Raw genomic sequence first — 22,857 nt, 5'->3', positions numbered from 1 at the left:
GTTGATTTTTGGCACGCTGTTGAGTTCTCAAGGAACGGACGCTTCCTTCGTACTCACCCTCTCGGGCTTTCCTCCGGGCTTTTCCCTTCGGTCTTTCGTGTTTCCAGCTTAGCAGATCCGATTTCCGTTTCCGCCACCCGCTGGAGCGGGTTTCGCCTTCTTGGAATTCGCTTTCGCGCTTTCCTTTCCGGCGGTTCCGACTTTATCAGAAGTTCTGAGTCGGAATTCCCGCCCCTCCCGGTTCACCCGTTCGTGCACACGAAGGTGCCGGGCTTCCCGTTCAGGCGGAGCCGTAAACGTACTGGAGCGGGGCGCCCCGATGCAAATCGAGGCGCCCCGCTCCTGGTTGGGGGGTCGAGGGTCAGACCTCGACGACCACCGGGAGGATCATCGGACGCCTGCGGTAGGTGTCCGAGACCCACTTGCCGACCGAGCGGCGGATGAGCTGCTGGAGCTGGTGCGGCTCGACCACGCCGTCCTGGGCGGACTTGTTGAGGGCTTCCTCGACCTTGGGGACCACGGCGCTGAACGCCGAGTCCTCGATGCCGGAGCCCCGGGCGTGGATGTTCGGGCCGCTGACGATCTTGCCGGTGGAGGAGTCCACGACCACGAAGACCGAGATGATGCCCTCGTCGCCGAGGATCCGGCGGTCCTTGAGGTGGACCTCCGTGACGTCGCCGACCGAGAGGCCGTCGACGTAGACATAGCCGGCCTGGACCTTGCCGACGATCTTGGCCTTGCCGTCGATCAGGTCGACGACCACGCCGTCCTCGGCGATGACGATGCGGTCCTTGGGGACACCCGTCATCGCGCCGAGCTCGGCGTTGGCGCGCAGGTGGCGCCATTCGCCGTGGACCGGCATGAGGTTCTTCGGCTTGCAGATGTTGTAGAAGTACAGCAGCTCGCCGGCCGAGGCGTGGCCCGAGACGTGGACCTTGGCGTTGCCCTTGTGGATGACGTTGGCGCCCCATCGGCTCAGGCCGTTGATCACGCGGTAGACCGCGTTCTCGTTGCCCGGGATGAGCGAGGACGCCAGGATCACGGTGTCGCCCTGGACGATCCGGATCTGGTGGTCGCGGTTGGCCATCCGGGACAGGGCCGCCATCGGCTCGCCCTGGGAGCCCGTACAGACGAGGACGACCTCGTCGTCCGGAAGGTCGTCGAGGGTCTTGACGTCGACGACCAGGCCGGCGGGCACCCGGAGATAGCCCAGGTCACGGGCGATGCCCATGTTGCGGACCATCGAGCGGCCGACGAAGGCCACCCGGCGTCCGTACTCGTGGGCCGCGTCCAGGATCTGCTGGATGCGGTGCACGTGGCTGGCGAAGCTCGCCACGATGATGCGCTTCTGGGCGTTCGCAAAGACGTTCCGCAGGACGTTGGAGATGTCCTTCTCCGGCGGGACGAAGCCCGGGACCTCGGCGTTCGTCGAGTCGGACAGCAGGAGGTCGATGCCCTCCTCGCTGAGCCGCGCGAAGGCGTGCAGGTCGGTGAGCCGGCCGTCCATCGGGAGCTGGTCCATCTTGAAGTCGCCGGTGGCGACGACCAGACCCGCGGGGGTGCGTACGGCGACCGCGAGCGCGTCCGGGATGGAGTGGTTGACCGCGATGAACTCGCAGTCGAAGGGGCCCAGGTTCTCCCGGTCGCCTTCCTTCACCTCGAGGGTGTAGGGGCGGATCCGGTGCTCCTGGAGCTTCGCCTCGATCAGGGCGAGGGTCAGCTTGGAGCCGATCAGCGGGATGTCCGGCTTCAGGCGGAGCAGGTACGGGACCGCTCCGATGTGGTCCTCGTGACCGTGCGTGAGCACGATGCCCTCGATCTGGTCCAGACGGTCCCGGATCGTGGTGAAGTCGGGCAGGATCAGGTCGATGCCGGGCTGCTCCTCCTCGGGGAAGAGGACGCCGCAGTCGACGATGAGCAGGCGGCCGTCGAATTCGAAGACCGTCATGTTGCGGCCGATCTCGCCGAGCCCGCCCAGCGGGGTGACGCGAAGGCCGCCCTTGGGGAGCTTCGGCGGGGCGCCGAGTTCAGGATGCGGATGACTCAAAAGACTCTCCTCACCACACGCGCCACGTACCGCTTCGGCACGTGGCGCGCATGACATTCGTGCACTTGCTGTTGTCTGTCGGAAGATCACGTCGGACGTCGGGTGTCGCTCGTCGCGTCGGACGGATCGGGTATTCAGTTGTGAAGTCCGTTGTCAGATCTGTACCCCGCCGGCGGCGAGATCGACCTTGAGCTGGGCGGTTTCCTCCGGGGAAAGCTCCACGAGCGGCAGGCGCAGGGGGCCGGCCGGGAGGCCCTGGAGGGCGAGGGCGGCCTTGGAGGTGATGACGCCCTGGGTGCGGAACATGCCGGTGAAGACCGGCAGCAGCCGCTGGTGGATCTCGGTGGCCTTCTGGACGTCGCCGTTCAGGTGGGCGTCCAGGAGGGCGCGGAGCTCGGGCGTCACCACATGGCCGACGACCGAGACGAAGCCGCAGGCGCCCACGGAGAGCAGCGGCAGGTTCAGCATGTCGTCACCGGAGTACCAGGCCAGGCCACTGCGTGCGATGGCCCAGCTGGCGCGTCCGAGGTCGCCCTTGGCGTCCTTGTTGGCGACGATCCGGGGGTTCTCGGCCAGCCGGACGATCGTCTCGGTGTCGATCGGGACGCCGCTGCGGCCAGGGATGTCGTAGAGCATCACCGGAAGCTCGGTGGCGTCGGCGATCGCCGAGAAGTGCCGGTACAGGCCCTCCTGCGGGGGCTTGTTGTAGTACGGCGTGACGGCGAGCAGGCCATGCGCGCCGTCACGGGCGGCGGTACGGGCCAGCTCGACGGAGTGGTGGGTGTCGTTGGTGCCGATCCCCGCGATGACGTGGGCGCGGTCGCCGACCGCCTCCAGTACCGCTCGTACGAGCTCCGATTTCTCCGCGTCGCTGGTGGTCGGGGACTCGCCGGTGGTGCCGTTGATGACGAGGCCGTCGTTGCCTGCGTCCACCAGATGGGCGGCCAGTCGCTGGGCACCGTCGAGGTCGAGTGCGCCGTCCGCCGTGAGGGGCGTGACCATGGCGGTGAGGACCCTCCCGAAGGGGGTCTGCGGAGTGGAGATCGGAGCCATGGGTCACACGCTACTCGTTGCTCGGCGTCCGGTGTCCCCTAGGGGGACGTGAGAAGAGGAGCCCGGCACTGCCTGCTCGGGGGTTCAAGCAGTGCCGGGTCCGTTTGATCAGCCTAGATGAACTTCGTGAAACGTCGCAATACGGACACTTCGCGCGAGGTGTTCGTACATCTGTGCCTCATGGGGCCATACGGCCGTTCTTGTTGAACGCGTCGTAGGTCAGCGGCATGAGCCGGGACCAGTGCTGCTCCATCTTCTCGCCGACCATCTCGATCTCCCGCTGCGGGAACGACGGCACCTTCGCCAGCTCGTGCTGGGTGCGCAGACCGAGGAAGTGCATCAGCGAGCGGGCGTTGCACGTGGCGTACATCGAGGAGAAGAGTCCGACCGGCAGGACCGCACGGGCGACCTCGCGGGCGACCCCCGCGGCCAGCATCTCCTGGTACCGCTCGTACGCCTGGATGTACGCCTCCTCCATGGCGGCGCCTGCGGTCTTGTACTGCTCCTCGGTGCCCTCGACGAAGACGTACTTGCCCGGGCGGCCCTCCTGGACCAGCTTGCGGTCCTGTCCGGGGATGTAGAAGACCGGCTGGAGCTCGCGGTAGCGGCCCGACTCCTCGTTGTACGACCAGCCCACGCGGTGGCGCATGAACTCGCGGAAGACGAAGATCGGGGCGCTGATGAAGAAGGTCATCGAGTTGTGCTCGAACGGGCTGCCGTGCCGGTCGCGCATCAGATAGTTGATGAGCCCCTTGGACCGCTCAGGGTCCTTGCTCAGCTCCTCGAGGGACTGCTCGCCGGCGGTGGAGACACGGGCCGCCCACAGCACGTCGGTGTCGGCGGCGCTGTGCTTCACCAGCTCGACGGTCACATCGCTGCGGAAACTGGGCTTCATGTCCTCGGGGGTGTCGCTCACCGGCGGGTGTCCTTCCATCGCGTCGCACGGGCGGCGCCCACTTTACGGGGAGCCACCGACAGTGGGCCCCGTGCACCCGCCCGGACGGCTTTGTTCGGTCGATTCGGGGAAAAGGGGCACCAAGACGTCGCTTTCGTCGTCTGTATCTGTGACACCGCCCACCACAGACCCAAGGAGTGCTTCCTCATGTTCAGCCGGCGAGAGCCCGTTCCGTTCGCGTTCGTGGCCGAGGCCGACCGCTTCCGCAGTAACGTCACTCCCCCGCCGAGGGAGCGCCTCAGCGTCTCCCAGCTCGCGGGCCGTACGCTGGTCGGGCTGACCGTCGTGGCCGGTCTCGTCGGGTCGCTGCTCTTCGGCATGCCCGCCATGGAGTCGGGCGCCGCCGAGGGCCACCGGCAGCACTCCGAGGCCTCCGACGGCCGCTGATCGTTTCGGCCCCCTGGGGTGGCCCGGTCGAGACCCCCTGGGTAGCCTCACCGGGCACAGCCCCTTCGAGCGTGCTTGTAAGTGAGGACCTGTCGTGCCCCTGCCCTTCCTGACGGCCGACCGCGCCTATGACGCGACCGACGATGTCGCGCTGCCGTTCGACGACCACGACCAGTGGCGTCGTCCGTACCGGCCAGGGCCCTGGCGGGTGGGGGCGGCGGCGCTCGCGCTGCTCCTCGCGTCGTTCGTGCTCTTCGCCGCGGTGATCGTCGCGGCGGCGGGAGCCCTGCCCGGGGCGGGGGCCACCTTCACGCTGGCCGCCGTGATCATCCTCTGTGCGCTGCGCATGCTGCGCGTGGGCACCTGGGTGAGCCGCCACGGCCTGCGGCGCGTCGGGTTCTTCTCGACGAAGACTCTGGAGTGGCGGCAGGCCGGCGACGTGCGCACGGTGCAGCAGCCGGTGCGCTGGCTGGGGCTCCCCCGCACCGTCCAGGGCCAGGCCCTCATCCTCGTACGGCAGGGCGGTGAGCGGATCACGCTGCTCACCGACCACAATGCCGACTTCCTGTCCCGCGTCGAGGCCTTCGACCGCGCCGCGGACACCATCGAGGCGTGGAACGCGGAGTACGGCGCGGTGACCGCTACGCGCTGACCGCGCGGCCCTCGTGGAGGGCGATGGCGCGCTGCATCGCCTTGCGGGCGCGCGGCGTGTCGCGGGCGTCGTGATAGGCGACGGCGAGCCGGAACCAGCAGCGCCAGTCGTCCGGGGAGTCCTCGGTCTCGGCGCGGCGCCTGGCGAACACCTCGTCGGCCGAGTCCCGGTCGATCCGGCCGCCCGCGGTGCGCTTCAGGTCGTCCACCGGCAGGCCGCCCTCGGCCTCCAGCTGCTGGGCGAGCCGCTGCGCGCGGCGGGCGAAGCGGGTGTTCTTCCAGAGGAACCAGCCGCCGACGCCGGGCAGCAGGAACGCCACCACGCCCATGCCCATGGCGGCCGGTTCCCCGGTCAGCACGAGCAGGACGCCCTCCATCGCCACCACGCCGAAGACGAGCACGAGGACTGTGGCGAGGAAGAAGTACGTGATCTTTCCGCCCATGGCCGTCAGCCCAGGTCCAGGAAGTGTTCCAGGCCGAAGGTGAGGCCCGGGGCGGTGGTCACGCGGCGGGCGCCCAGGAGGATGCCCGGCATGAAGCTGGAGTGGTGCAGCGAGTCGTGACGGACGGTCAGCGTCTCGCCCTCGCCGCCGAGCAGCACCTCCTGGTGGGCCAGCAGGCCCCGCAGGCGTACGGCGTGGACCGGGACGCCGTCGACGTCGGCGCCGCGGGCGCCGTCCAGGGCGGTGGCGGTGGCGTCCGGCTGGGCGCCGAGGCCGGCCTCGGCGCGGGCCGCGGCGATCAGCTGGGCCGTCCGGGTCGCCGTGCCGCTGGGGGCGTCGACCTTGTTCGGGTGGTGCAGCTCGACGACCTCGACCGACTCGAAGTACGGGGCCGCGATCTGGGCGAACTTCATGGTCAGGACGGCGCCGATGGAGAAGTTCGGCGCGATGAGCACGCCGGTCTCCGGGGAGGCGTCGAGCCAGGTCCGCAGCCGCGCGAGGCGCTCCTCGGTCCAGCCGGTGGTGCCGACGACCGCGTGGATGCCGTGGTTCACGCAGTAGTCGAGGTTCTCCATGACCGAGGCGGGGGTGGTCAGCTCGACGGCGACCTGTGCGCCCGCCTCGGCGAGCGTCTCCAGCTTGTCGCCCCGGCCGAGGGCCGCGACCAGTTCCATGTCCTCGGCGGCCTCGACGGCCCGGACGGCCTCGGAGCCGATCCGGCCCTGGGCTCCGAGGACCGCCACGCGCAGCTTGCTCATTGCTCTGAAACTCCCTCTAGGAGACGGATTCGTGCAGGCGTGCCGCCTGCTTGTCCTTCAGGGGCCCGATGACGGACAGCGAGGGGCGCTGTCCGAGCACCTCGCGGGCGACCTCCCGGACCTCGTCGGGGGTGACCGCGGCGATCCGGGCGAGCATGTCGTCCACCGACATCTGGCTGCCCCAGCACAGCTCGCTCTTGCCGATGCGGTTCATCAGCGCGCCGGTGTCCTCCAGGCCGAGGACGGTCGAGCCGGAGAGCTGGCCGATCGCGCGGCCGATCTCGTCGTCGGTCAGGCCCTCGGAAGCCACCTTGTCCAGCTCTGTCCGGCAGATGCCGAGCACGTCGTGGACCTGGCTCGGGCGGCAGCCGGCGTAGACCCCGAAGAGGCCGCAGTCGGCGAAGCCCGAGGTGTACGAGTACACGCTGTAGGCCAGTCCGCGCTTCTCCCGGACCTCCTGGAAGAGGCGGGAGGACATGCCGCCGCCGAGGGCGGTGTTCAGGACGCCGAGCGCCCAGCGGCGCTCGTCGGTGCGGGGCAGCCCCGGCATGCCGAGGACCACGTGGGCCTGCTCGGTCTTGCGGCCCACGACCTCGACCCGGCCCGCGGTGCGCAGGGCGCGGCGGCCCTCGCGGGGGCCGACGGGGACCGCGTCGGTACGGGTGAGGGCGCCGGCCTTCTCGAAGGCGCGGCGGACCTGGCGCACCACGGTGGCGTGGTCGACGTTGCCGGCGGCCGCGACGACCAGGTGGGTCGGGTCGTAGTGCTTCTTGTAGAAGCGGGCGATCCGGCCGCGGTCGAGGGCGTTGATGGTGTCGACGGTGCCGAGGACCGGGCGGCCCAGCGGGGTGTCGCCGAACATCGTCTGGGCGAAGAGGTCGTGCACGACGTCGCCGGGGTCGTCCTCGGTCATCGCGATCTCCTCGAGGATGACGCCGCGTTCGGCGTCCACGTCCTCCTGGAGGATCAGCGAGCCGGTGAGCATGTCGCACACCACGTCGATCGCCAGCGGCAGGTCGGTGTCGAGGACCCGCGCGTAGTAGCAGGTGTACTCCTTCGCCGTGAAGGCGTTCATCTCGCCGCCGACGGCGTCGAGCGCGGCGGAGATGTCGAGGGCGCTGCGTCGCGCGGTGCCCTTGAAGAGGAGGTGCTCGAGGTAGTGCGTGGCGCCGTTGAGGGTGGGCGTCTCGTCGCGGGAGCCGACGTTCGCCCAGATGCCGAAGGTGGCGGAGCGTACGGACGGCAGGGTCTCGGTGACGATGCGGAGGCCGCCGGGGAGGGTCGTACGGCGGACCGTGCCGATGCCGTCCCTGCCCGGGAGAAGCGTTTGGGTACGGGCGACGGCCCGCCCCTCCGAGGAGGGGCGGGCCGTCGTCGCGGAACTACGGGACGTCACTGGTCGGTGTCGTCCTTCGTGTCCTCGGCGGCGTTCTCGTCGTCCGCCATGACGGGGACGAGGGAGAGCTTGCCGCGCTGGTCGATCTCGGCGATCTCGACCTGGACCTTGGCGCCGACCGCGAGCACGTCCTCGACGTTCTCCACGCGCTTGCCACCGGCGAGCTTGCGGATCTGCGAGATGTGCAGCAGACCGTCCTTGCCGGGCATGAGGGAGACGAAGGCACCGAAGGTGGTGGTCTTGACGACCGTACCCAGGTAGCGCTCGCCGACCTCCGGCATGGTCGGGTTGGCGATGCCGTTGATCGTGGCGCGGGCGGCCTCGGCCTGCGAGCCCTGGGCGGCACCGATGTAGATGGTGCCGTCGTCCTCGATCGTGATGTCGGCGCCGGTGTCCTCCTGGATCTGGTTGATCATCTTGCCCTTGGGGCCGATGACCTCACCGATCTTGTCCACCGGGATCTTGACGGTGATGATGCGCGGCGCGTTCGGGGACATCTCGTCCGGAACGTCGATCGCCTCGTTCATCACGTCGAGGATGTGCAGACGCGCGTCACGGGCCTGCTTCAGCGCGGCGGCCAGGACCGAGGCGGGGATGCCGTCGAGCTTGGTGTCGAGCTGCAGCGCGGTGACGAAGGTCTTCGTACCGGCGACCTTGAAGTCCATGTCGCCGAACGCGTCCTCGGCGCCGAGGATGTCGGTGAGTGCGACGTAGTGCGTCTTGCCCTCGATCTCCTCGGAGATCAGGCCCATGGCGATACCGGCGACGGGGGCCTTGAGCGGCACACCGGCGTTCAGCAGCGACATGGTGGAGGCGCAGACGGAGCCCATGGACGTCGAGCCGTTGGAGCCGAGGGCCTCGGACACCTGACGGATCGCGTACGGGAACTCCTCGCGCGTCGGCAGCACCGGCACGATGGCGCGCTCGGCGAGCGCGCCGTGGCCGATCTCGCGGCGCTTGGGCGAGCCCACGCGGCCGGTCTCGCCGACGGAGTACGGCGGGAAGTTGTAGTTGTGCATGTAGCGCTTGCGGGTCACCGGGGAGAGGGTGTCCAGCTGCTGCTCCATACGGAGCATGTTGAGGGTGGTGACGCCCAGGATCTGGGTCTCGCCACGCTCGAAGAGCGCCGAGCCGTGCACGCGCGGGATGGCCTCGACCTCGGCGGCGAGCGTACGGATGTCCGTGATGCCGCGGCCGTCGATGCGGACCTTGTCCTTGATGATCCGCTCGCGGACCAACTTCTTGGTCAGCGCGCGGTAGGCGCCCGAGATCTCCTTCTCGCGGCCTTCGAAGGCCGGGAGGAGCTTCTCGGCGGCGAGCTCCTTGACGCGGTCGAGCTCGGTCTCGCGCTCCTGCTTGCCGGCGATGGTGAGCGCCTGGGCGAGCTCGCTCTTGACGGCGGCGGTGAGCGCCTCCAGGACGTCGTCCTGGTAGTCGAGGAAGACCGGGAATTCGCCGGTGGGCTTGGCGGCCTTGGCGGCGAGGTCCGACTGGGCCTTGCAGAGGGCCTTGATGAAGGGCTTCGCGGCCTCGAGACCGGCGGCGACGACCTCCTCGGTCGGCGCCTCGGCGCCGCCCTTGACGAGCTCGATCGTCTTCTCGGTGGCCTCGGCCTCGACCATCATGATCGCGACGTCGCCGTCCTCGAGGACGCGACCGGCGACGACCATGTCGAAGACGGCGTCCTCGAGCTCGGTGTGCGTCGGGAACGCGACCCACTGGCCCTTGATCAGGGCGACACGGGTGCCGCCGATCGGGCCGGAGAAGGGCAGGCCGGCCAGCTGCGTGGAGCAGGAGGCGGCGTTGATGGCGACCACGTCGTACAGGTGGTCGGGGTTGAGCGCCATGATCGTCTCGACGATCTGGATCTCGTTGCGCAGGCCCTTCTTGAAGGAGGGGCGCAGCGGGCGGTCGATCAGGCGGCAGGTGAGGATCGCGTCCTCGGAGGGCCGGCCCTCACGGCGGAAGAAGGAGCCGGGGATCTTGCCGGCCGCGTACATCCGCTCCTCGACGTCCACCGTCAGGGGGAAGAAGTCGAGCTGGTCCTTGGGCTTCTTGGACGCGGTGGTGGCCGAGAGGACCATCGTGTCGTCGTCCAGGTACGCGACGGCGGAGCCGGCGGCCTGCTTGGCCAGGCGGCCCGTCTCGAAGCGGATGGTGCGGGTGCCGAACGTGCCGTTGTCGATGACGGCCTCGGCGTAGTGGGTCTCGTTCTCCACTATGGGTTTCTCCTACGTGTTCGTCTTTTCGTCCGTCGGCCCGTGTGGCCGGGGACGGTCATGGAGGAGAAGCGCGCCTTCGGTGCGGGCCGGTCTTCGATCGAAGCACCCGGGGGTATGGGTCCGGGGGCCACTACCGAGGACCGGCGGCGGGCCGGCGGCTTCTCGCTCGTGTGTGGCGTTGTGTGACCAGACTAAGTGCCGGTCGGCACATCGCGCACGTACAGCAAAGGGAGCGGCCCCCTAAAGGTGGGAACCGCTCCCTTCACGGCGTCTTACTTGGCGCCGCCGGCCGCACCGCGGCGGATGCCGAGGCGGTCGACCAGGGCGCGGAAGCGCTGGATGTCCTTCTTGGCCAGGTACTGCAGCAGGCGGCGACGCTGGCCGACCAGGATCAGCAGACCACGACGGGAGTGGTGGTCGTGCTTGTGCTGCTTGAGGTGCTCGGTCAGGTCGGAGATACGGCGCGACAGCATCGCGACCTGGACCTCGGGGGAGCCGGTGTCGCCCTCCTTCTGACCGAACTCGGCGAAAATCTGCTTCTTCGTAGCGGCGTCGAGAGACACTCGGTACTCCTCTTGGTGTTCGTGCGCCGACGAGTGCCCCTGGTCTTGGTCTCAGGGGAGCTTCGGTGACTCGACAGGCGAAGGTCCGATGGGCGCAGCTTCCAGAGGAGGTCCTGATCCGGGGATCCGGGTCGATTCCGGGAGCGCGTACACAAACGGCCGTCACCCAGCGTACCAGCCCGGGGGAGGCCCCCTGGCCGGGGGGCCCGGGGCGTCCGGCCGGGCTCCCTACTTGCTGGTGAGGGAGCGGGCCGCCATGAAGACGTCGAGGACCGCGAGGCAGAGCGGGACCAGGGAGAGCAGGACGAAGCTCTCGGCCAGGTCGAGCAGCCGGCCCCAGAAGGGCGAGAGGCCCTTCCTGGGGATGATCAGGCCGATGGCGGTGACCAGGGCGGCGCCGGCGGCGACGGCCGCGGTGAGCCAGATCGTACGGATGTCCAGGCCGCCGCGGTCCCCGTACATGAGGAGGTCCTTGACCAGGTCGGCCGGCGGGTTCAGGGAGAGGCCGAGGATCAGCAGGGCGATCGCGGCGATGCCGGCGACCAGGACGCAGGCGACCTGCGAGGTGTAGCGGAAGAGACGGGCGCGCAGCAGCATCGCGAGGCCGGCGGCCAGGGCGAGGAGCTGGCCCCAGACGTTGCCGGCGAAGCCGAGGACGGCCGCCGAGCCGACGACGACGGCGGCGCAGCCGCCGACCAGGCCGAGCAGCATCTCGTGGCCGCGGCGGGCCTGGAGCGCGATGCGCTCGCCGTCGACGGGCTGGGCCTCATCGGCGGCGGGCTGGTTCGGGTCGGCGTGGAACTCGTCGTCGGCGGCGCTGCGCGGGGCGGCGTAGCCGATGGGGAGCCGGGCGAAGCGGGCCGAGAGGCCGGGCAGGAAGGCGACGAGTCCGATGGCGACCGGCGCGCAGACCGCAGCGGTCTCGGTGGCGGAGGCCTCGGTGAGGATCGCGAGGAAGGTCGCGAGGGTGCCGACGGCGGCGAGGAAGGTCGCGGCGACGAAGGGCGCGTCCCCGCTGGGGGTGAGCGCGACCAGGGCGACGGAGGCGACCAGGACGGTCACGCAGCCGAGCAGGAACTGGAGGCGTCCGGGGCCGTGGCCCGCATCGGGGCCGACGATCCCGGAGCCCGCGATCAGCAGCAGCGGCAGGGCGCCGAGGCCGAGGGCGACGGCGGTGGCGCGGTCGGCGTAGACCCGGGCGCGCACTCCGGCGAAGGCGGTCAGCAGCACGCCGGCGGCGCCGGCGACGATGCCGGGAAGGCTGTGCATGTCGTGGCGGACCGGGTCGGCGAACCACAGCACGAAGCCCATCAGGACCAGGAGCAGCACCCCGCCGACGAGTCCGGCGCCGCGCAGCAGGTCGTCGCTCCACAGGTGCCGGTCGCGGGTGACGGCCGAGGCGACGGCGTCGGAGACGTCGTCGAAGACGGCGGGCGGCAGCGACTGGGCGAAGGGGCGCAGCGAGAGCACCTCGCCGTCGAGGATCTGCTGACCGGCGAGGGTGCGGGCGCCGTCGAGGACCGATCCGTCGCGGCGGACCAGGTGGTAGCCGGTGGGAGCGCCGGCGGCCTGGGTCTGGCCGGTGAGCCGCAGGATCTCCGGATAGACGTCGGCGACGGCGATGTCCTCGGGGAGTGCGACGTCGATGCGGCTGTCCGGCGCCACGACGGTGACGCGGCAGAAGCCGGTCGCTGCGGTCGTACTCACGTGTCTGGACCCCCTGATTCGCGGTTGCGCACAATGCGCGGGCCACCCTACCGGGGACGGGTGGGAGTGGCTGCACGTAGGATCGCCGTCCTGGGGGAGGCCGTCGCCGACGGGGGCGCCGGTGCGGAACTCCCGCACGAAGTCGGCCCGTAACGAGGGATTGATGCGCCGGTGAGCCAGATCGTCGTCAAACGCCCGCCGAGGTCCCTTCCTCCGGAAGTGCCCAGCGAGGAACTGGTCCTGGAGCCTCCGCCCGAGCTGCCGAGAGGTCAGCAGGAGGGCATGCTGATGCAGCTCCTGCCGATGCTCGGCATGGGGTCGTCGGTGGTGTTCTTCTTCATGCCGGGCGCCCATCCGTTCATGCGGATCATGGGCATCCTGATGCTGGTCTCGACGGTCGGCATGGTCATCGCCCAGCTGGTGCGATTCCGTCGGGGTACGCAGGGGCAAATTGCCGATGTCCGGCGCGACTACCTCAAATACCTCGCGCAGACGCGGCGTACGGTCCGGCGTACGGCGCGCAAACAGCGGGACGCGCAGCTGTATCTGCACCCCGCGCCCGAGCAGTTGTGGTCGGTGGTGGCCGAGGGCTCGCGCGTGTGGGAACGCCGGGTCGGCGACACGGACTTCGGGCAGGTGCGGCTCGGTCTCGGCGCGCAGCAGCTGGCGACGCCGCTGGCCGCGCCCGACACGGCTCCGGTGGACGAGCTGGAGCCGCTGTGCGCAGGCGCGATGCAGCAGTTCCTGGCCGTGCACGGTTCGTTGGACGGGCTGCCGATGGCGGTCTCGATGCGCGCCTTCTACCACGTGACGGTCTCCGGTGAGCCGGAGGCGGCCCAGGCGGCGGCGCGCGCCCTGGTCTCCCAGCTGGTGACGCTGCACTCCCCCGACGACATCATGCTCGCGGTGGTGGCGGCGCGCGGTGCGCAGGAGCGCTGGGACTGGACGAAGTGGCTGCCGCACACGCAGGTGCTCGGGCAGGTCGACGGGGCGGGCAGCCGACGGCTGATCGGCGACGACCTCGGCGAGCTGGAGCAGTTGCTGCGGGCGCGGCTCGACGGGCGGCCGCGGTTCAGCCGGGACAGCCAGCCGGTGCTCGACCAGCCGCACGTGGTGGTCGTCCTGGACGGCGGGATGGTGCCGCCGGACTCGCTGTTCGCGGCGCCGGAGGGCGTGCAGGGCGTGACCATCGTCGAGGTGGTCTCCGGTGAGCTCGACGAGCCGCGCGGCGGACTGTCCGTGGTGGTACGGCCAGGGCGGCTGCGCCTGGAGTCGGGTGGCGGTTTCGCCTACGAGGGCGTGCCGGACGGGATCTCGCTGCCGGCCGCCGAGGCGCTGGCGCGGCAGCTCGCGCCGCTGCGGATGGGCGGCGGGGACGACGACGAACCGCTGCTCGCCAACCTGGACTTCACGGATCTGCTGAATCTCGGCGACGCCGCGTCGGTGGACGTGGCGCGCACTTGGCGGCCCCGTTCGACGGCCGAGCGGCTGCGGGTGCCGATCGGTGTCGGCGAGGCCGGCGAGCCGGTCATGCTCGACCTCAAGGAGGCCGCGCAGGAGGGCATGGGCCCGCACGGGCTGTGCGTGGGCGCGACCGGTTCCGGCAAGTCGGAGCTGCTGCGGACGCTGGTCCTCGGTCTGGCGGTGACGCACTCATCGGAGACGCTGAACTTCGTCCTCGCGGACTTCAAGGGCGGCGCGACCTTCGCCGGGATGTCGCAGATGCCGCACGTGGCGGCCGTCATCACCAACCTCGCCGACGACCTCACGCTGGTCGACCGCATGGGCGACGCGATCCGCGGTGAGCTGCAGCGCCGGCAGGAGCTGCTGCGGTCGGCGGGCAACTACGCCAACATCCACGACTACGAGAAGGCCCGGGCGGCCGGCGCGCCGCTCGAACCGCTGGCCTCGCTGGTCCTGGTGATCGACGAGTTCTCCGAGCTGCTGACCGCGAAGCCGGACTTCATCGACATGTTCATCCAGATCGGCCGGATCGGCCGTTCGCTGGGTGTGCACCTGCTGCTGGCCTCGCAGCGCCTGGAGGAGGGCAAGCTCCGCGGCCTCGACACGTACCTCTCGTACCGCATCGGTCTGCGGACCTTCTCGGCGGCCGAGTCGCGTACGGCGATCGGTGTCCCGGACGCCTACCACCTGCCGTCGGTGCCGGGTTCGGGCTACCTGAAGTTCGGCACGGACGAGATGACCCGCTTCAAGGCGGCGTACGTCTCCGGCACGTACCGCACCGGCGGTCCCCGGCTCACGGCCGGTCAGATGCCGATCGAGCGGCGGCCGGCGCTCTTCACGGCGACGCCGGTGCCGGTGGTGTACGCGGCGCCCGACCCTGCGTATCTGACGGCACGGCGCGAGGAGGAGGACGACGCGCTCGCGGACACCGTCCTCGACGTGATCGTGCGCCGGCTGGAGGGGCAGGGCGTGCCCGCCCACCAGGTGTGGCTGCCGCCGCTGGACCAGGCACCGTCGCTCGACCAGTTGCTGCCGGGGCTGGCGCAGACCGCGGACCGGGGGCTGACGGCGACGGAGTACACGCGTCCGGGCGGTCTGACCGTGCCGCTGGGCCTGATCGACAAGCCCTTCGAGCAGCGGCGCGAGGTGCTGTACCGGGACTTCTCCGGCGCGGCCGGCCACATGATGGTCGTCGGCGGTCCGCAGTCCGGCAAGTCGACGCTGATGCGGACGCTGATCTCGTCGTTCGCGCTCACCCACACCCCGCGCGAAGTGCAGTTCTACGCCCTGGACTTCGGCGGCGGCGGCATGGTGTCGCTGGCCGACCTGCCGCACGTCGGCGGGGTGGCGTCCCGGCTGGACCCCGAGCGGGTGCGGCGGACGGTCGCGGAGGTGCTCGGCGTACTGAACCGGCGCGAGGAGTTCTTCCGCGCGAACTCCATCGACTCGATCGCCACCTACCGGCGCAAGCGGGCCGCGGGCGAGCTGCCCGGCGAACCCTGGGGCGACGTCTTCCTGGTCATCGACGGCTGGGGCGGCTTCCGCAACGAGTACGACATGCTGGAGGGCGTCGTCTCCGACATCGCCGCGCGCGGTCTCGGCTACGGCATCCACGTCGTCATCACGGCCGCCCGGTACATGGAGGTCCGCGCCGCGATCAAGGACCAGATGCTGAGCCGTCTGGAGCTGCGCCTGGGCGACGTCATGGACTCGGAGTTCGACCGGAAGGTCGCGGCCAACGTGCCGACCGGGGTGCCCGGCCGCGGGCAGGTGCCGGAGAAGCTGCACTTCATGGGCGGCCTGCCGCGGATCGACGGGGCGGGATCCGCCGGGGACCTCTCGGAGGGCACGGCGGCCTTCGTGGAGGCTGTGCGCGGCGCCTGGAACGGTCCGGCCGCGCCCGCCGTCCGGCTGCTGCCGCACAAGGTGCCCGCGGACCAGCTGCCGAAGGGCTTCGAGTTCCCGCAGCACGGCATCGCGATCGGCATCGACGAGACGCGTCTTGAGCCGGTGTTCGTCAACTTCGAGACGGACCCGTTCTTCCTGATCTTCGGCGAGAGCGAGTCCGGCAAGACGAACCTGCTGCGCCTGATCGCGAAGCAGATCGCGGAGCGGTACTCCCCCGACGAGGCGAAGTTCGTCGTGGGCGACTACCGCCGGGCGCTGCTCGGCGCGCTGCCGGAGGAACACCTCCTGGAGTACGCGCCGATGGCCAGCTCGATGCAGATGCACATGGAGGCCCTGGCGGGTGTCTTCTCGCGCCGCCAGCCGCCGCAGGACGTGACCCCGCAGCAGCTGCGGGACCGCAGCTGGTGGTCGGGGCCGCAGGTCTTCATCATCGTGGACGACTACGACCTGGTGGCGACCAGCTCGGGCAATCCGCTGGCGGCGCTGGCGGAGTACCTGCCGTTCGCCCGGGACACGGGCGTCCGCTTCATCATCGCGCGCAACTCGGCGGGCGCCTCCCGCTCGATGTACGAGGCCTTCATGCAGCGCATCAAGGAGCTGGGCGCCCAGGGCGTGGTCCTCTCCGGCGACCCGAACGAGGGCGACCTCCTCGGCAACGCGCGGCCGCGGCCGCTGCCGGCCGGGCGCGGCTACTTCGTCTCCCGCCGGGGCGCGGCGTCGCTGGTGCAGACCGGGCGGCTGCCGGGGCTGTGAGGGCGCCGGGGCTCGTCGGCGGGGCTTTTGTAGGCGGGCGCCGGTCTCGTGGACGGGGCGCCGGTCTCGTAGAAGGGCGCCGGTCTCGTAGACGGGCTTCGGTTTCGTGGTCGGCGCGGGGCTCGTGGGCCGGGCGCCCGGTCACGTGGTCGGCGCCGGTCTCGTCGGCGGGCGCCCGTCTCGTGGGCCGGGCGCCGGTCTCGTGGCCCGCGCCGACGGAGACGTGGCTCTGCCGATGGACGTGAGCACTTCAAAACTGCAAACATCGCCGTAATCCAGCAAGGGGGAACGAATGTCCTTCAAGGACGAGTGGGCGCAGGACAAGAGCGCCGCGATGGAACGCCAGTCCTCGAGCATGCAGCTCAACCAGGTCCCCAGCGACCCCGGTGGCGGCGGTGGGCCGGGCAATCCTGACCTGGCGACCACGCCCGCGCGGAAGAAGAAGGCCGCGAACACCATCGAGACGACGATCCAGCCGGACGTGAAGTCGGCCGCCGACTCGGCCGACGAAGGCACCAACGGCGCCGTCACCGAGTTCAAGGGCTGGGACACGGCGGCGGGCCTGAAGAAGGCCCACGAGCACTGGGACAGCCAGGTGAAGCGGCTGATGGCGCGGCTGGACGGGGAGAAGGTCGCGCTGCGGAACACGTCCACGCTGTTCAGCAACAACGACATCGTCACGGGGTCGGGCTTCGCCCCGGCGCAGTCCAAGGTTTCGGGAATCTAGGGGGATACGCGGTGCCGACGTACCAGGAGATCATGCAGACCTCCTTGAGCAAGCTGAACACCGCCGCCGACGGCTGGAAGAGCATGGCGGAGAAGTTCAAGAAGGTCGAGGACCTGTACGAGAAGGAAGTCCAGAGCATCGCGACGGGCGGGCCGCTGTGGACGGGCCACAGCCAGGCCGTGGGCTTGAACAACTTCAACATGACCCGGAGCGAGCTGGACTCGGCGCAGAAGGAAGCGCTGGCGATGGAGTCGCTGCTCCGGGACGCCTTCTCCACGTTCACCGAGCTCAAGGGCCGGGTGACGACGGCGGTGAACGAGGCCGTCACCGCGGGCATGAAGGTCTCCGAGTCCGGCAGCGCGAGCTTCGACTTCAGCAAGGTCAGCGACAAGGAGGCCTACACGATCCGCCACGACCCGGGCCTGCGCGACGTCGAGATGTCGTACACGCAGAAGATCGGCGACGCGGTCAAGGCGGTCAACGAGTTCGACGCGGACGTGAAGGTCGCCCTGCTGAACGCCTCGGGCGCCGACGGCACGGCCCCGCTGGGCTTCAACTCCAAGCCGGTCAACGACGTGGAGGCCGTGGAGGCGCTGGCGCTGTCGGAGAAGGTCCGCGAGGGCAAGGCGTCGAGGCAGGAGCTGGAGCACTACCGCGACCTGCTGAAGGCGAACTCCGACGACAAGCACTTCAGCGAGGCGTACCTGAACGGCCTGGGGGCCGAGAACACGCTGAAGATCGCGGACGCGATGAACCTGGCGGCGAACGAGCGGGGTGTCTCGGAGGCCGACAAGAAGTTCTACAACTCGATCAACGCGGGCCTGGCGGACACGATCGCCTCCGGGACGAAGGACCCGAACAGCTACGCGTACAAGCCGTTCGTGGACGGTCTGAAGGCCATCGGCGACGACAACATCACGGGCAACCTCAGACCGTCGCACGGGTACCAGCACCTGGTCACGCTGATGTCGCAGGGGAAGGGGGACTACGGCAAAGAGTTCCTCAACGAAATCGGCAACGACATGATCAAGGTTGAGAAGGACAAGGAGAACATCTGGGCGCACCACTTCGACGGTCAGCGTCCGTACCTGATGCACGATCCAGTGGACGGTCTACTCAAGATCATGAGCCGGGATCCGGGGGACGCGGAATACTTCCTCGACCCGCAGGCGCCCGGCAACGCCAACAACCACTTGGAGTACCTGCTCACGGACCGCAAGTGGGTCGACCCATGGATGTCGGCTCCCGGCCACGTCTCGGATCTGCCGAATCCGACCAAGGCGGAGGGACTCGGCGCGGCCATCGAGGCCGCGGCGACCGGCCATGCCCCTGGCGAGAAGCCCGGTGACGTCGGCCTGCACGCCCAAGGACAGGCTCGTGTCATGCACGAGACCATCCAGCTCCTCGACAAGGACAAGGGCGGCGACGAACTCTCCGAGGACCTCAAGAACATCCAGAAGCCGGTGGCGAGGGCGCTCGCGGACTACGTGGCCGACACCCACGTCATCCTGGGCGGCCAGGAATCCTCGTACGGCGGAATCAACGGCAACGACTCCATCACCACCCGCCACGGCCCCGGTGACACATCGAGCCTTGCCGTGGGCCAGGGAAGTCTCGTCCGTGTCATGCGCGGTCTCGCCGACGACAGCGAATCTTACGCACTGCTGTACGAGGCGGAGCGTTCGTACGCGGCCGGTCAACTCGCCGGGGTGCCTTCGTTCCAGGGCGACAAGGTCCACGGTTCGAGCGCGGAATGGAACGATCGCGGCCGGGACGTCGGTGCGGCGATGGGCGCTCTCAACGCTATCGGTGCCGACGTGTACCGGGACAAGATGGACGACAAGGTCGAGTGGGCCGAAGATACCGCCGAGTACTCGGCGAACGGTGTCAACAGTGTGGTGGGAGAGATCCCGTTCGCGGGTTCGGCGGCCGGTGCCATCGTGGACACCATCAAGTACGACTGGACCAAGGACGTCGTCGAAGCGGCCGAGTCGCAAGGCAAGAAGGATGCCAGCGAAAATTACGCGAAGGGTATGGAAGGCACCAACCGCCTGCTCGACGCCTGGGGGGAGAAGAGTGGAGTCCAGGGAGACGGAGTATGGAAGGAGGCCAAGAACAGTGCCAACGACGGCTACGACGCCGGGCGTAACGCTGCCACGACTCACCTGCGCCAAGGTGAGTAGGTTCCGGGCATGGCCGGCCGTACTCGTAGTAACAGCCCTGGCCGCGACCGCGTGCGGGGGCGGTGAGGATTCTGCTGCGCCCGTCGATCAGCCGTGCGACACGGCTGCCGGCTCCGCCGAGGCGAAGCTGTTGCACGAGGTGCTCGGCACGGGCCAGCTGGAGACGACGATCTTCGCGAACACGCCTGACCTCGCGAAGCGACTGCGAGATGACCTGCGCCAGTCCACCCCTGGAAGGGCCACGTCCACGGCTGACGCGTGCCGTTTCAAGCCCAAGGACGCGACGGGGAGCAGATCGGCCCGACTGGAGTTCTTCTGGGTGCCGAAGAACGACACAAGCCGCCCGCTTCCGACGCCGGTAAGCCGTTATGACGTGAGCGGCGTGCAGGGCGAGGCGAACGACATCACCTCGGTGCTGCGCGTCCCGTGCGTGCTGCCCGGAACGGACGCGAAGGCATCCAGCGAGGTCCTGCTCCGGACCGAATTCTCGAACACCGTACTGATGGGGACCAAGGTCAGCGAGGGGACGAAGGAGCAGCAGCTCTCCCTCACGTTTCTCCTCGCACGAGGGGTCGCAGAGGCCCTGGGCTGTGAGGGGAACCCGCTGAAGCAAGACCCCGTCGTCCGAAGCGAAGGAACCCGATAGTGAAGCGAGTCATGCGACGCTCGGCCCACGCGGCTGGCGCCGTCGTCCTGTCCGCCCTGGTTGGCTGCGGAGGGACCAACGCCGGGGGCGGGGACTCCCTGAGCGTGGACCGGCTGATCACGCTCGCGGAGGAGGACGGGAAGGGCGGGTCCGACAGGTGCCCTCTCCCGTACGACGCCGGCAAGGCCGCCGACGCGGCGAAGGTCGAAGAGGCCATCGAGCCGGGTGCGGCCGGGGCGGGGGCGGGCGAGCCCGTCGCCACGGCCGAGGGCGGGAAGACCACGGATCCGCAGTCGGCGTGGGCGGGCAAGGGCGGTGCGCTCGTCACCTGCTCGTACCACGTCGGCAAGGAGGACCTGAAGGTCCTCACCGTCGGTGCGGAGGCGGGGAACAGCGTCAACATCATGCTGCCCACCATCCAGATGGCGGGCGGCATGAGCATGGACGAGGTGAAGCGCTACGCCGAGGCGGCCACGCAGGCGGAGACTGGAGAGGCCGTGCCCAGCCAGGGCGGAAACGTGGTGATGGTCCGGCTCGACTCAGGCGGCAAGGGCGACGTCGCCATGACGTTGACCGCCGGCGAGTCCGGCAAGACCTCGCTGAAGCCCGAGCAGGTCCTGGAGCTGGCGCGGACCTTCGCCGCGCAGGCGAAGTGAATCTGTTCGTCCGTCTGACAGCGGCCCGCCCGGGCCACGATCATTGACCCGCAACGACGCTGACGAAGGAGTACGGCCTGATGGGCACTCAGCAGGAGAAGGACGAGCTGTACGCGCTCGACATCAGCGGGGTGGAGTGGCTGGGCGCCCCGGGCACCAGCCCCGACGAGGAGCGCGTCGAGATCGCCCACCTGCCGGGCGGGGCGGTGGCGATGCGCTCCTCCCTGGACCCCGACACGGTGCTGCGCTACACCGAGGCCGAATGGACGGCGTTCGTCCTGGGTGCCAGGGACGGCGAGTTCGACCTGAAGTAGGCGGCCGGCCGGTCGGGTCGGAGACATGCGGAAGGGGCCCGTTCCCGGAGGAACGGGCCCCTTCCGCTACGTCGGCGAGGCCGAGACCGGTGAGGTCAGTAGGACTCGGTGAACAGCCGCGACGCCTTGACGTCCGTGGCGCGGTAGCTGTCCTTGCCCTGCTCGATCTGCTTGGCGACGAGCTCGAGGCGGTCCTTCATGTCCTCGGCACGCTTCTTGTACTTGCCCTGGAGGATGACGTACTCGCGGTGCGCGTCACCGTCCCAGGTGTCGGTGACGACCCGGAGGGCGGAGTTCATCTCCTCGAGGTCCTTGATGATGTTCTTCGAGACGATCCGGAGACGGTTCGCCATCTCCTGGACGCTCTCGTACTTGACCTTGGTGTTCTGATCGATGCCGGACATCGTGGTGTTCTCCTCGGACTCAGACGTTGTTCAGCGCGGAATTGTTGGCCTTGAGGGTCTGGAACACCTCGTGGTCATTGGCGTTGCTGAGGTTCTTCGTCTCGCCCACCGCGTTGAGCAGCACGTTGAGCAGCCGGCGGATGGTGTCGTGGTCCTCGTTCAGGGTCGACTGGGCCGTCTTGAAGCCCGCCGCACCGGCACCCGTCCAGCCCGCGCTGACGGTCTCGAGGATGTTGGCCATCTCGCGGGCCTGCTTGGAGACCTCTTCACCCGTCTGCATGATCTTGTTCTTGGCCTGGGTTACCGGATCGTCGGCAAGTCCGAACCCACCTGCGGGCGTGCTCATGTGCTGCTCCTCATTGTCGGATGAAGTTCTTCACGCGCGTTGCTCGTAGCTACGCTCTCCTGTTGCGTATACCTGCCGCCACGACGACGCCGATGACGGCGACGACCGCGACGGCACTCGCGACGATGCCCCAGAGCGGAAATCCGCTCTCGTCGGGCCGGGCTGCCGACTCGGGCTTGTTCGGAGCCTGAGCCTGCCCGTTGCCGCTTGCCCCCGTGCTGTCAGGAGAGGGGGAAGTCGAAGGGGTGGGTGACTGACGCTTCTGCGCGGCGAGCAGCGGGTTCACGTTCGGGTCACCGGGGTTGCCCTTGCCCTCCAGGAGGACCTGGGCGGGGCGGACGGAGCCGTAACCGATGTACTTGCTGGGCACGGCGCCGACATGGCCGGCGGTCTCCATCATGACGCGGAGGACCTGGTTGGCGGTCCAGTCGGGGTGGGCGGACCAGATGAGGGCGGCGGTGCCGGAGGCGATGGCGGTGGCCTGGCTGGTGCCTTCGAAAGCGCAGTATTTCGTCTTGTCGTTGGTGCAGCGGCCGGGGATCTCGACGCCTGGAGCAGCAATGGCGAGGTGAGACCCGTAGTTCGAGAACTTGGCGACCTTGCCCTTGGTGTCGAGCGCGCCGACTGCGATGACTCCGGGGATGGCGGCCGGGTACAACGGGATTTCCTTCCCCTCATTCCCAGACGCTGCGAAGATCAACGCGCCCTTCTTCTGGGCATAGTCGACAGCCTGCTGCCAGCCCCGGTCCTCGGCGTCGTCGGCTGGACCAGCCGAGGAGATGTTGATCACGCGAGCCCCGTTGTCCACGGCGTAGCGAATCCCCTTCAGCGTCATGCTGTTCCCGAAGACGACGTAGTCACCGGTCTTGACCGGAAGGATCTTCGCTCCGGGGGCTATACCCTTCACTCCACCGTTGGTACCGCTGCCCGCGATCGCGATGGCCATATTGGTGCCGTGGCGATCGTCGTCCCGCCCGTCGATGCGGCCCGGTCCTCCTCCCGCGTCGGAGAAGTTCCGGCCTGGCAGCACCTTGCCTCGAAGCTCCGACACCGTGGAGTCGACGCCGGTGTCGAGGACAGCGACTGTCACGCCCTTGCCCGCTGCCACCTTCCACAACTCGTCCGCCTTCATGGCGTCCAGATACCACTGGCGCGACCGCATGTCCTCCGCCATCGCGGCCGGCGCCGCGACGGTCCACGTCGCGACGACGGCTGTCATCGCGCCGAGCAGGCCGACCGCACGGCGGCGCATGAGACGGGCAAGCGGGGACATC

General features: G+C 69.3%; 20 protein-coding genes. 8 read left to right on the top strand and 12 right to left on the bottom strand.

Annotation, left to right across the window (positions count from 1 at the left end; genetic code table 11):
- Positions 1-361 precede the first annotated feature (361 nt).
- The 3 genes from ACZ6RC_RS24160 to thyX all read right to left on the bottom strand — a co-directional run bounded on the left by ACZ6RC_RS24160 (position 362) and on the right by thyX (position 4,016).
- Complete coding sequence (locus ACZ6RC_RS24160; protein ID WP_391138611.1) at positions 362-2,047, bottom strand: ribonuclease J; 1,686 nt, start codon at positions 2,045-2,047, stop codon at positions 362-364.
- 153 nt (positions 2,048-2,200) lie between these two features.
- Positions 2,201-3,100 carry a 4-hydroxy-tetrahydrodipicolinate synthase gene (gene dapA / locus ACZ6RC_RS24155; protein WP_391138613.1) on the bottom strand — a complete coding sequence of 300 codons (900 nt, stop codon included), beginning with the start codon at positions 3,098-3,100 and terminating at the stop codon, positions 2,201-2,203.
- Positions 3,101-3,278: 178 nt separating this feature from the next.
- A complete protein-coding gene (gene thyX, locus ACZ6RC_RS24150; RefSeq protein ID WP_391138615.1) occupies positions 3,279-4,016 on the bottom strand; it encodes an FAD-dependent thymidylate synthase in 738 nt (245 codons plus the stop codon).
- A 186-nt stretch (positions 4,017-4,202) separates the two neighbouring features.
- On the opposite strand from thyX, the gene ACZ6RC_RS24145 reads away from it, so the two are divergent.
- Positions 4,203-4,442: a hypothetical protein gene (locus ACZ6RC_RS24145; RefSeq protein ID WP_391138617.1), complete on the top strand. Its 240-nt coding sequence runs from the start codon at positions 4,203-4,205 to the stop codon at positions 4,440-4,442.
- Between the two features lie 94 nt (positions 4,443-4,536).
- Entirely contained in the window at positions 4,537-5,094 is a 558-nt protein-coding gene (locus ACZ6RC_RS24140; RefSeq protein ID WP_469586712.1) for a hypothetical protein, read from the top strand.
- Here the strand turns inward: ACZ6RC_RS24140 and ACZ6RC_RS24135 are convergent.
- The 6 genes from ACZ6RC_RS24135 to eccD all read right to left on the bottom strand — a co-directional run bounded on the left by ACZ6RC_RS24135 (position 5,084) and on the right by eccD (position 12,182).
- On the bottom strand, positions 5,084-5,536 hold the full coding sequence (locus ACZ6RC_RS24135; protein ID WP_469586709.1) for a hypothetical protein: 453 nt from the start codon (positions 5,534-5,536) through the stop codon (positions 5,084-5,086). The two genes, ACZ6RC_RS24140 and ACZ6RC_RS24135, sit on opposite strands and share 11 nt — an antisense overlap.
- 5 nt (positions 5,537-5,541) lie before the next feature.
- A complete protein-coding gene (dapB, locus tag ACZ6RC_RS24130) occupies positions 5,542-6,294 on the bottom strand; it encodes a 4-hydroxy-tetrahydrodipicolinate reductase (RefSeq protein ID WP_469586706.1) in 753 nt (250 codons plus the stop codon).
- Positions 6,295-6,310: 16 nt separating this feature from the next.
- The gene (locus ACZ6RC_RS24125; protein WP_469586704.1) at positions 6,311-7,690 is read right to left on the bottom strand and encodes a M16 family metallopeptidase; all 1,380 of its coding nucleotides are present in this window, start codon (positions 7,688-7,690) and stop codon (positions 6,311-6,313) included.
- Positions 7,687-9,909 carry a polyribonucleotide nucleotidyltransferase gene (locus tag ACZ6RC_RS24120; RefSeq protein WP_391138627.1) on the bottom strand — a complete coding sequence of 741 codons (2,223 nt, stop codon included), beginning with the start codon at positions 9,907-9,909 and terminating at the stop codon, positions 7,687-7,689. Before ACZ6RC_RS24120 ends, ACZ6RC_RS24125 begins: the two co-directional genes overlap by 4 nt.
- 275 nt (positions 9,910-10,184) lie before the next feature.
- Positions 10,185-10,475 (bottom strand): 30S ribosomal protein S15, encoded by a 291-nt coding sequence (gene rpsO, locus ACZ6RC_RS24115; protein ID WP_147979976.1) that lies wholly within the window; start codon positions 10,473-10,475, stop codon positions 10,185-10,187.
- A gap of 228 nt (positions 10,476-10,703) precedes the next feature.
- Positions 10,704-12,182, bottom strand: coding sequence for a type VII secretion integral membrane protein EccD (gene eccD / locus ACZ6RC_RS24110; protein WP_453620088.1), 1,479 nt, complete (start codon positions 12,180-12,182; stop codon positions 10,704-10,706).
- Positions 12,183-12,353: 171 nt separating this feature from the next.
- Here eccD and eccCa point away from each other — a divergent pair, with 171 nt between their 5' ends.
- The 6 genes from eccCa to ACZ6RC_RS24080 all read left to right on the top strand — a co-directional run bounded on the left by eccCa (position 12,354) and on the right by ACZ6RC_RS24080 (position 20,833).
- Positions 12,354-16,307 (top strand): type VII secretion protein EccCa, encoded by a 3,954-nt coding sequence (gene eccCa, locus ACZ6RC_RS24105; RefSeq protein ID WP_469586699.1) that lies wholly within the window; start codon positions 12,354-12,356, stop codon positions 16,305-16,307.
- Between the two features lie 292 nt (positions 16,308-16,599).
- On the top strand, positions 16,600-17,034 hold the full coding sequence (locus ACZ6RC_RS24100; RefSeq protein WP_469586696.1) for a hypothetical protein: 435 nt from the start codon (positions 16,600-16,602) through the stop codon (positions 17,032-17,034).
- A gap of 11 nt (positions 17,035-17,045) precedes the next feature.
- Entirely contained in the window at positions 17,046-19,217 is a 2,172-nt protein-coding gene (locus tag ACZ6RC_RS24095) for a hypothetical protein (protein ID WP_469586692.1), read from the top strand.
- Positions 19,218-19,347: 130 nt separating this feature from the next.
- Positions 19,348-19,863 carry a hypothetical protein gene (locus ACZ6RC_RS24090; RefSeq protein WP_469586691.1) on the top strand — a complete coding sequence of 172 codons (516 nt, stop codon included), beginning with the start codon at positions 19,348-19,350 and terminating at the stop codon, positions 19,861-19,863.
- Positions 19,864-19,874: 11 nt separating this feature from the next.
- Positions 19,875-20,519 carry a hypothetical protein gene (locus tag ACZ6RC_RS24085; RefSeq protein ID WP_469586689.1) on the top strand — a complete coding sequence of 215 codons (645 nt, stop codon included), beginning with the start codon at positions 19,875-19,877 and terminating at the stop codon, positions 20,517-20,519.
- Between the two features lie 80 nt (positions 20,520-20,599).
- Positions 20,600-20,833: a DUF397 domain-containing protein gene (locus ACZ6RC_RS24080; RefSeq protein ID WP_453620093.1), complete on the top strand. Its 234-nt coding sequence runs from the start codon at positions 20,600-20,602 to the stop codon at positions 20,831-20,833.
- A gap of 95 nt (positions 20,834-20,928) precedes the next feature.
- On the opposite strand, the gene ACZ6RC_RS24075 is transcribed toward ACZ6RC_RS24080, so the two are convergent.
- From ACZ6RC_RS24075 to ACZ6RC_RS24065, 3 genes are read right to left on the bottom strand one after another with little or no spacing between them, the layout of a single operon-like run.
- The gene (locus ACZ6RC_RS24075; protein ID WP_453620094.1) at positions 20,929-21,237 is read right to left on the bottom strand and encodes a WXG100 family type VII secretion target; all 309 of its coding nucleotides are present in this window, start codon (positions 21,235-21,237) and stop codon (positions 20,929-20,931) included.
- A gap of 19 nt (positions 21,238-21,256) precedes the next feature.
- Positions 21,257-21,583, bottom strand: a complete 327-nt coding sequence (locus tag ACZ6RC_RS24070) for a WXG100 family type VII secretion target (protein WP_365721481.1) — start codon at positions 21,581-21,583, stop codon at positions 21,257-21,259.
- 49 nt (positions 21,584-21,632) lie between these two features.
- Positions 21,633-22,856, bottom strand: a complete 1,224-nt coding sequence (locus tag ACZ6RC_RS24065; protein ID WP_469586684.1) for a S8 family peptidase — start codon at positions 22,854-22,856, stop codon at positions 21,633-21,635.
- Position 22,857: the final 1 nt, after the last annotated feature.

The sequence above is a fragment of the Streptomyces sp. NPDC048353 genome (assembly GCF_055587165.1).
Note: the sequence above shows the minus strand (reverse complement) of the source record. Positions and strands in the feature narration are given on the sequence as shown.

Bases quoted from the DNA above. Each gene is read 5' to 3' on its own strand.
- dapA (WP_391138613.1), bottom strand. From the start codon at position 3,100: ATGGCTCCGATCTCCACTCCGCAGACCCCCTTCGGGAGGGTCCTCACC.
- ACZ6RC_RS24145 (WP_391138617.1), top strand. From the start codon at position 4,203: ATGTTCAGCCGGCGAGAGCCCGTTCCGTTCGCGTTCGTGGCCGAGGCC.
- ACZ6RC_RS24135 (WP_469586709.1), bottom strand. From the start codon at position 5,536: ATGGGCGGAAAGATCACGTACTTCTTCCTCGCCACAGTCCTCGTGCTC.
- dapB (WP_469586706.1), bottom strand. From the start codon at position 6,294: ATGAGCAAGCTGCGCGTGGCGGTCCTCGGAGCCCAGGGCCGGATCGGC.
- ACZ6RC_RS24100 (WP_469586696.1), top strand. From the start codon at position 16,600: ATGTCCTTCAAGGACGAGTGGGCGCAGGACAAGAGCGCCGCGATGGAA.
- ACZ6RC_RS24085 (WP_469586689.1), top strand. From the start codon at position 19,875: ATGCGACGCTCGGCCCACGCGGCTGGCGCCGTCGTCCTGTCCGCCCTG.
- ACZ6RC_RS24080 (WP_453620093.1), top strand. From the start codon at position 20,600: ATGGGCACTCAGCAGGAGAAGGACGAGCTGTACGCGCTCGACATCAGC.
- ACZ6RC_RS24075 (WP_453620094.1), bottom strand. From the start codon at position 21,237: ATGTCCGGCATCGATCAGAACACCAAGGTCAAGTACGAGAGCGTCCAG.
- ACZ6RC_RS24070 (WP_365721481.1), bottom strand. From the start codon at position 21,583: ATGAGCACGCCCGCAGGTGGGTTCGGACTTGCCGACGATCCGGTAACC.
- ACZ6RC_RS24065 (WP_469586684.1), bottom strand. From the start codon at position 22,856: ATGTCCCCGCTTGCCCGTCTCATGCGCCGCCGTGCGGTCGGCCTGCTC.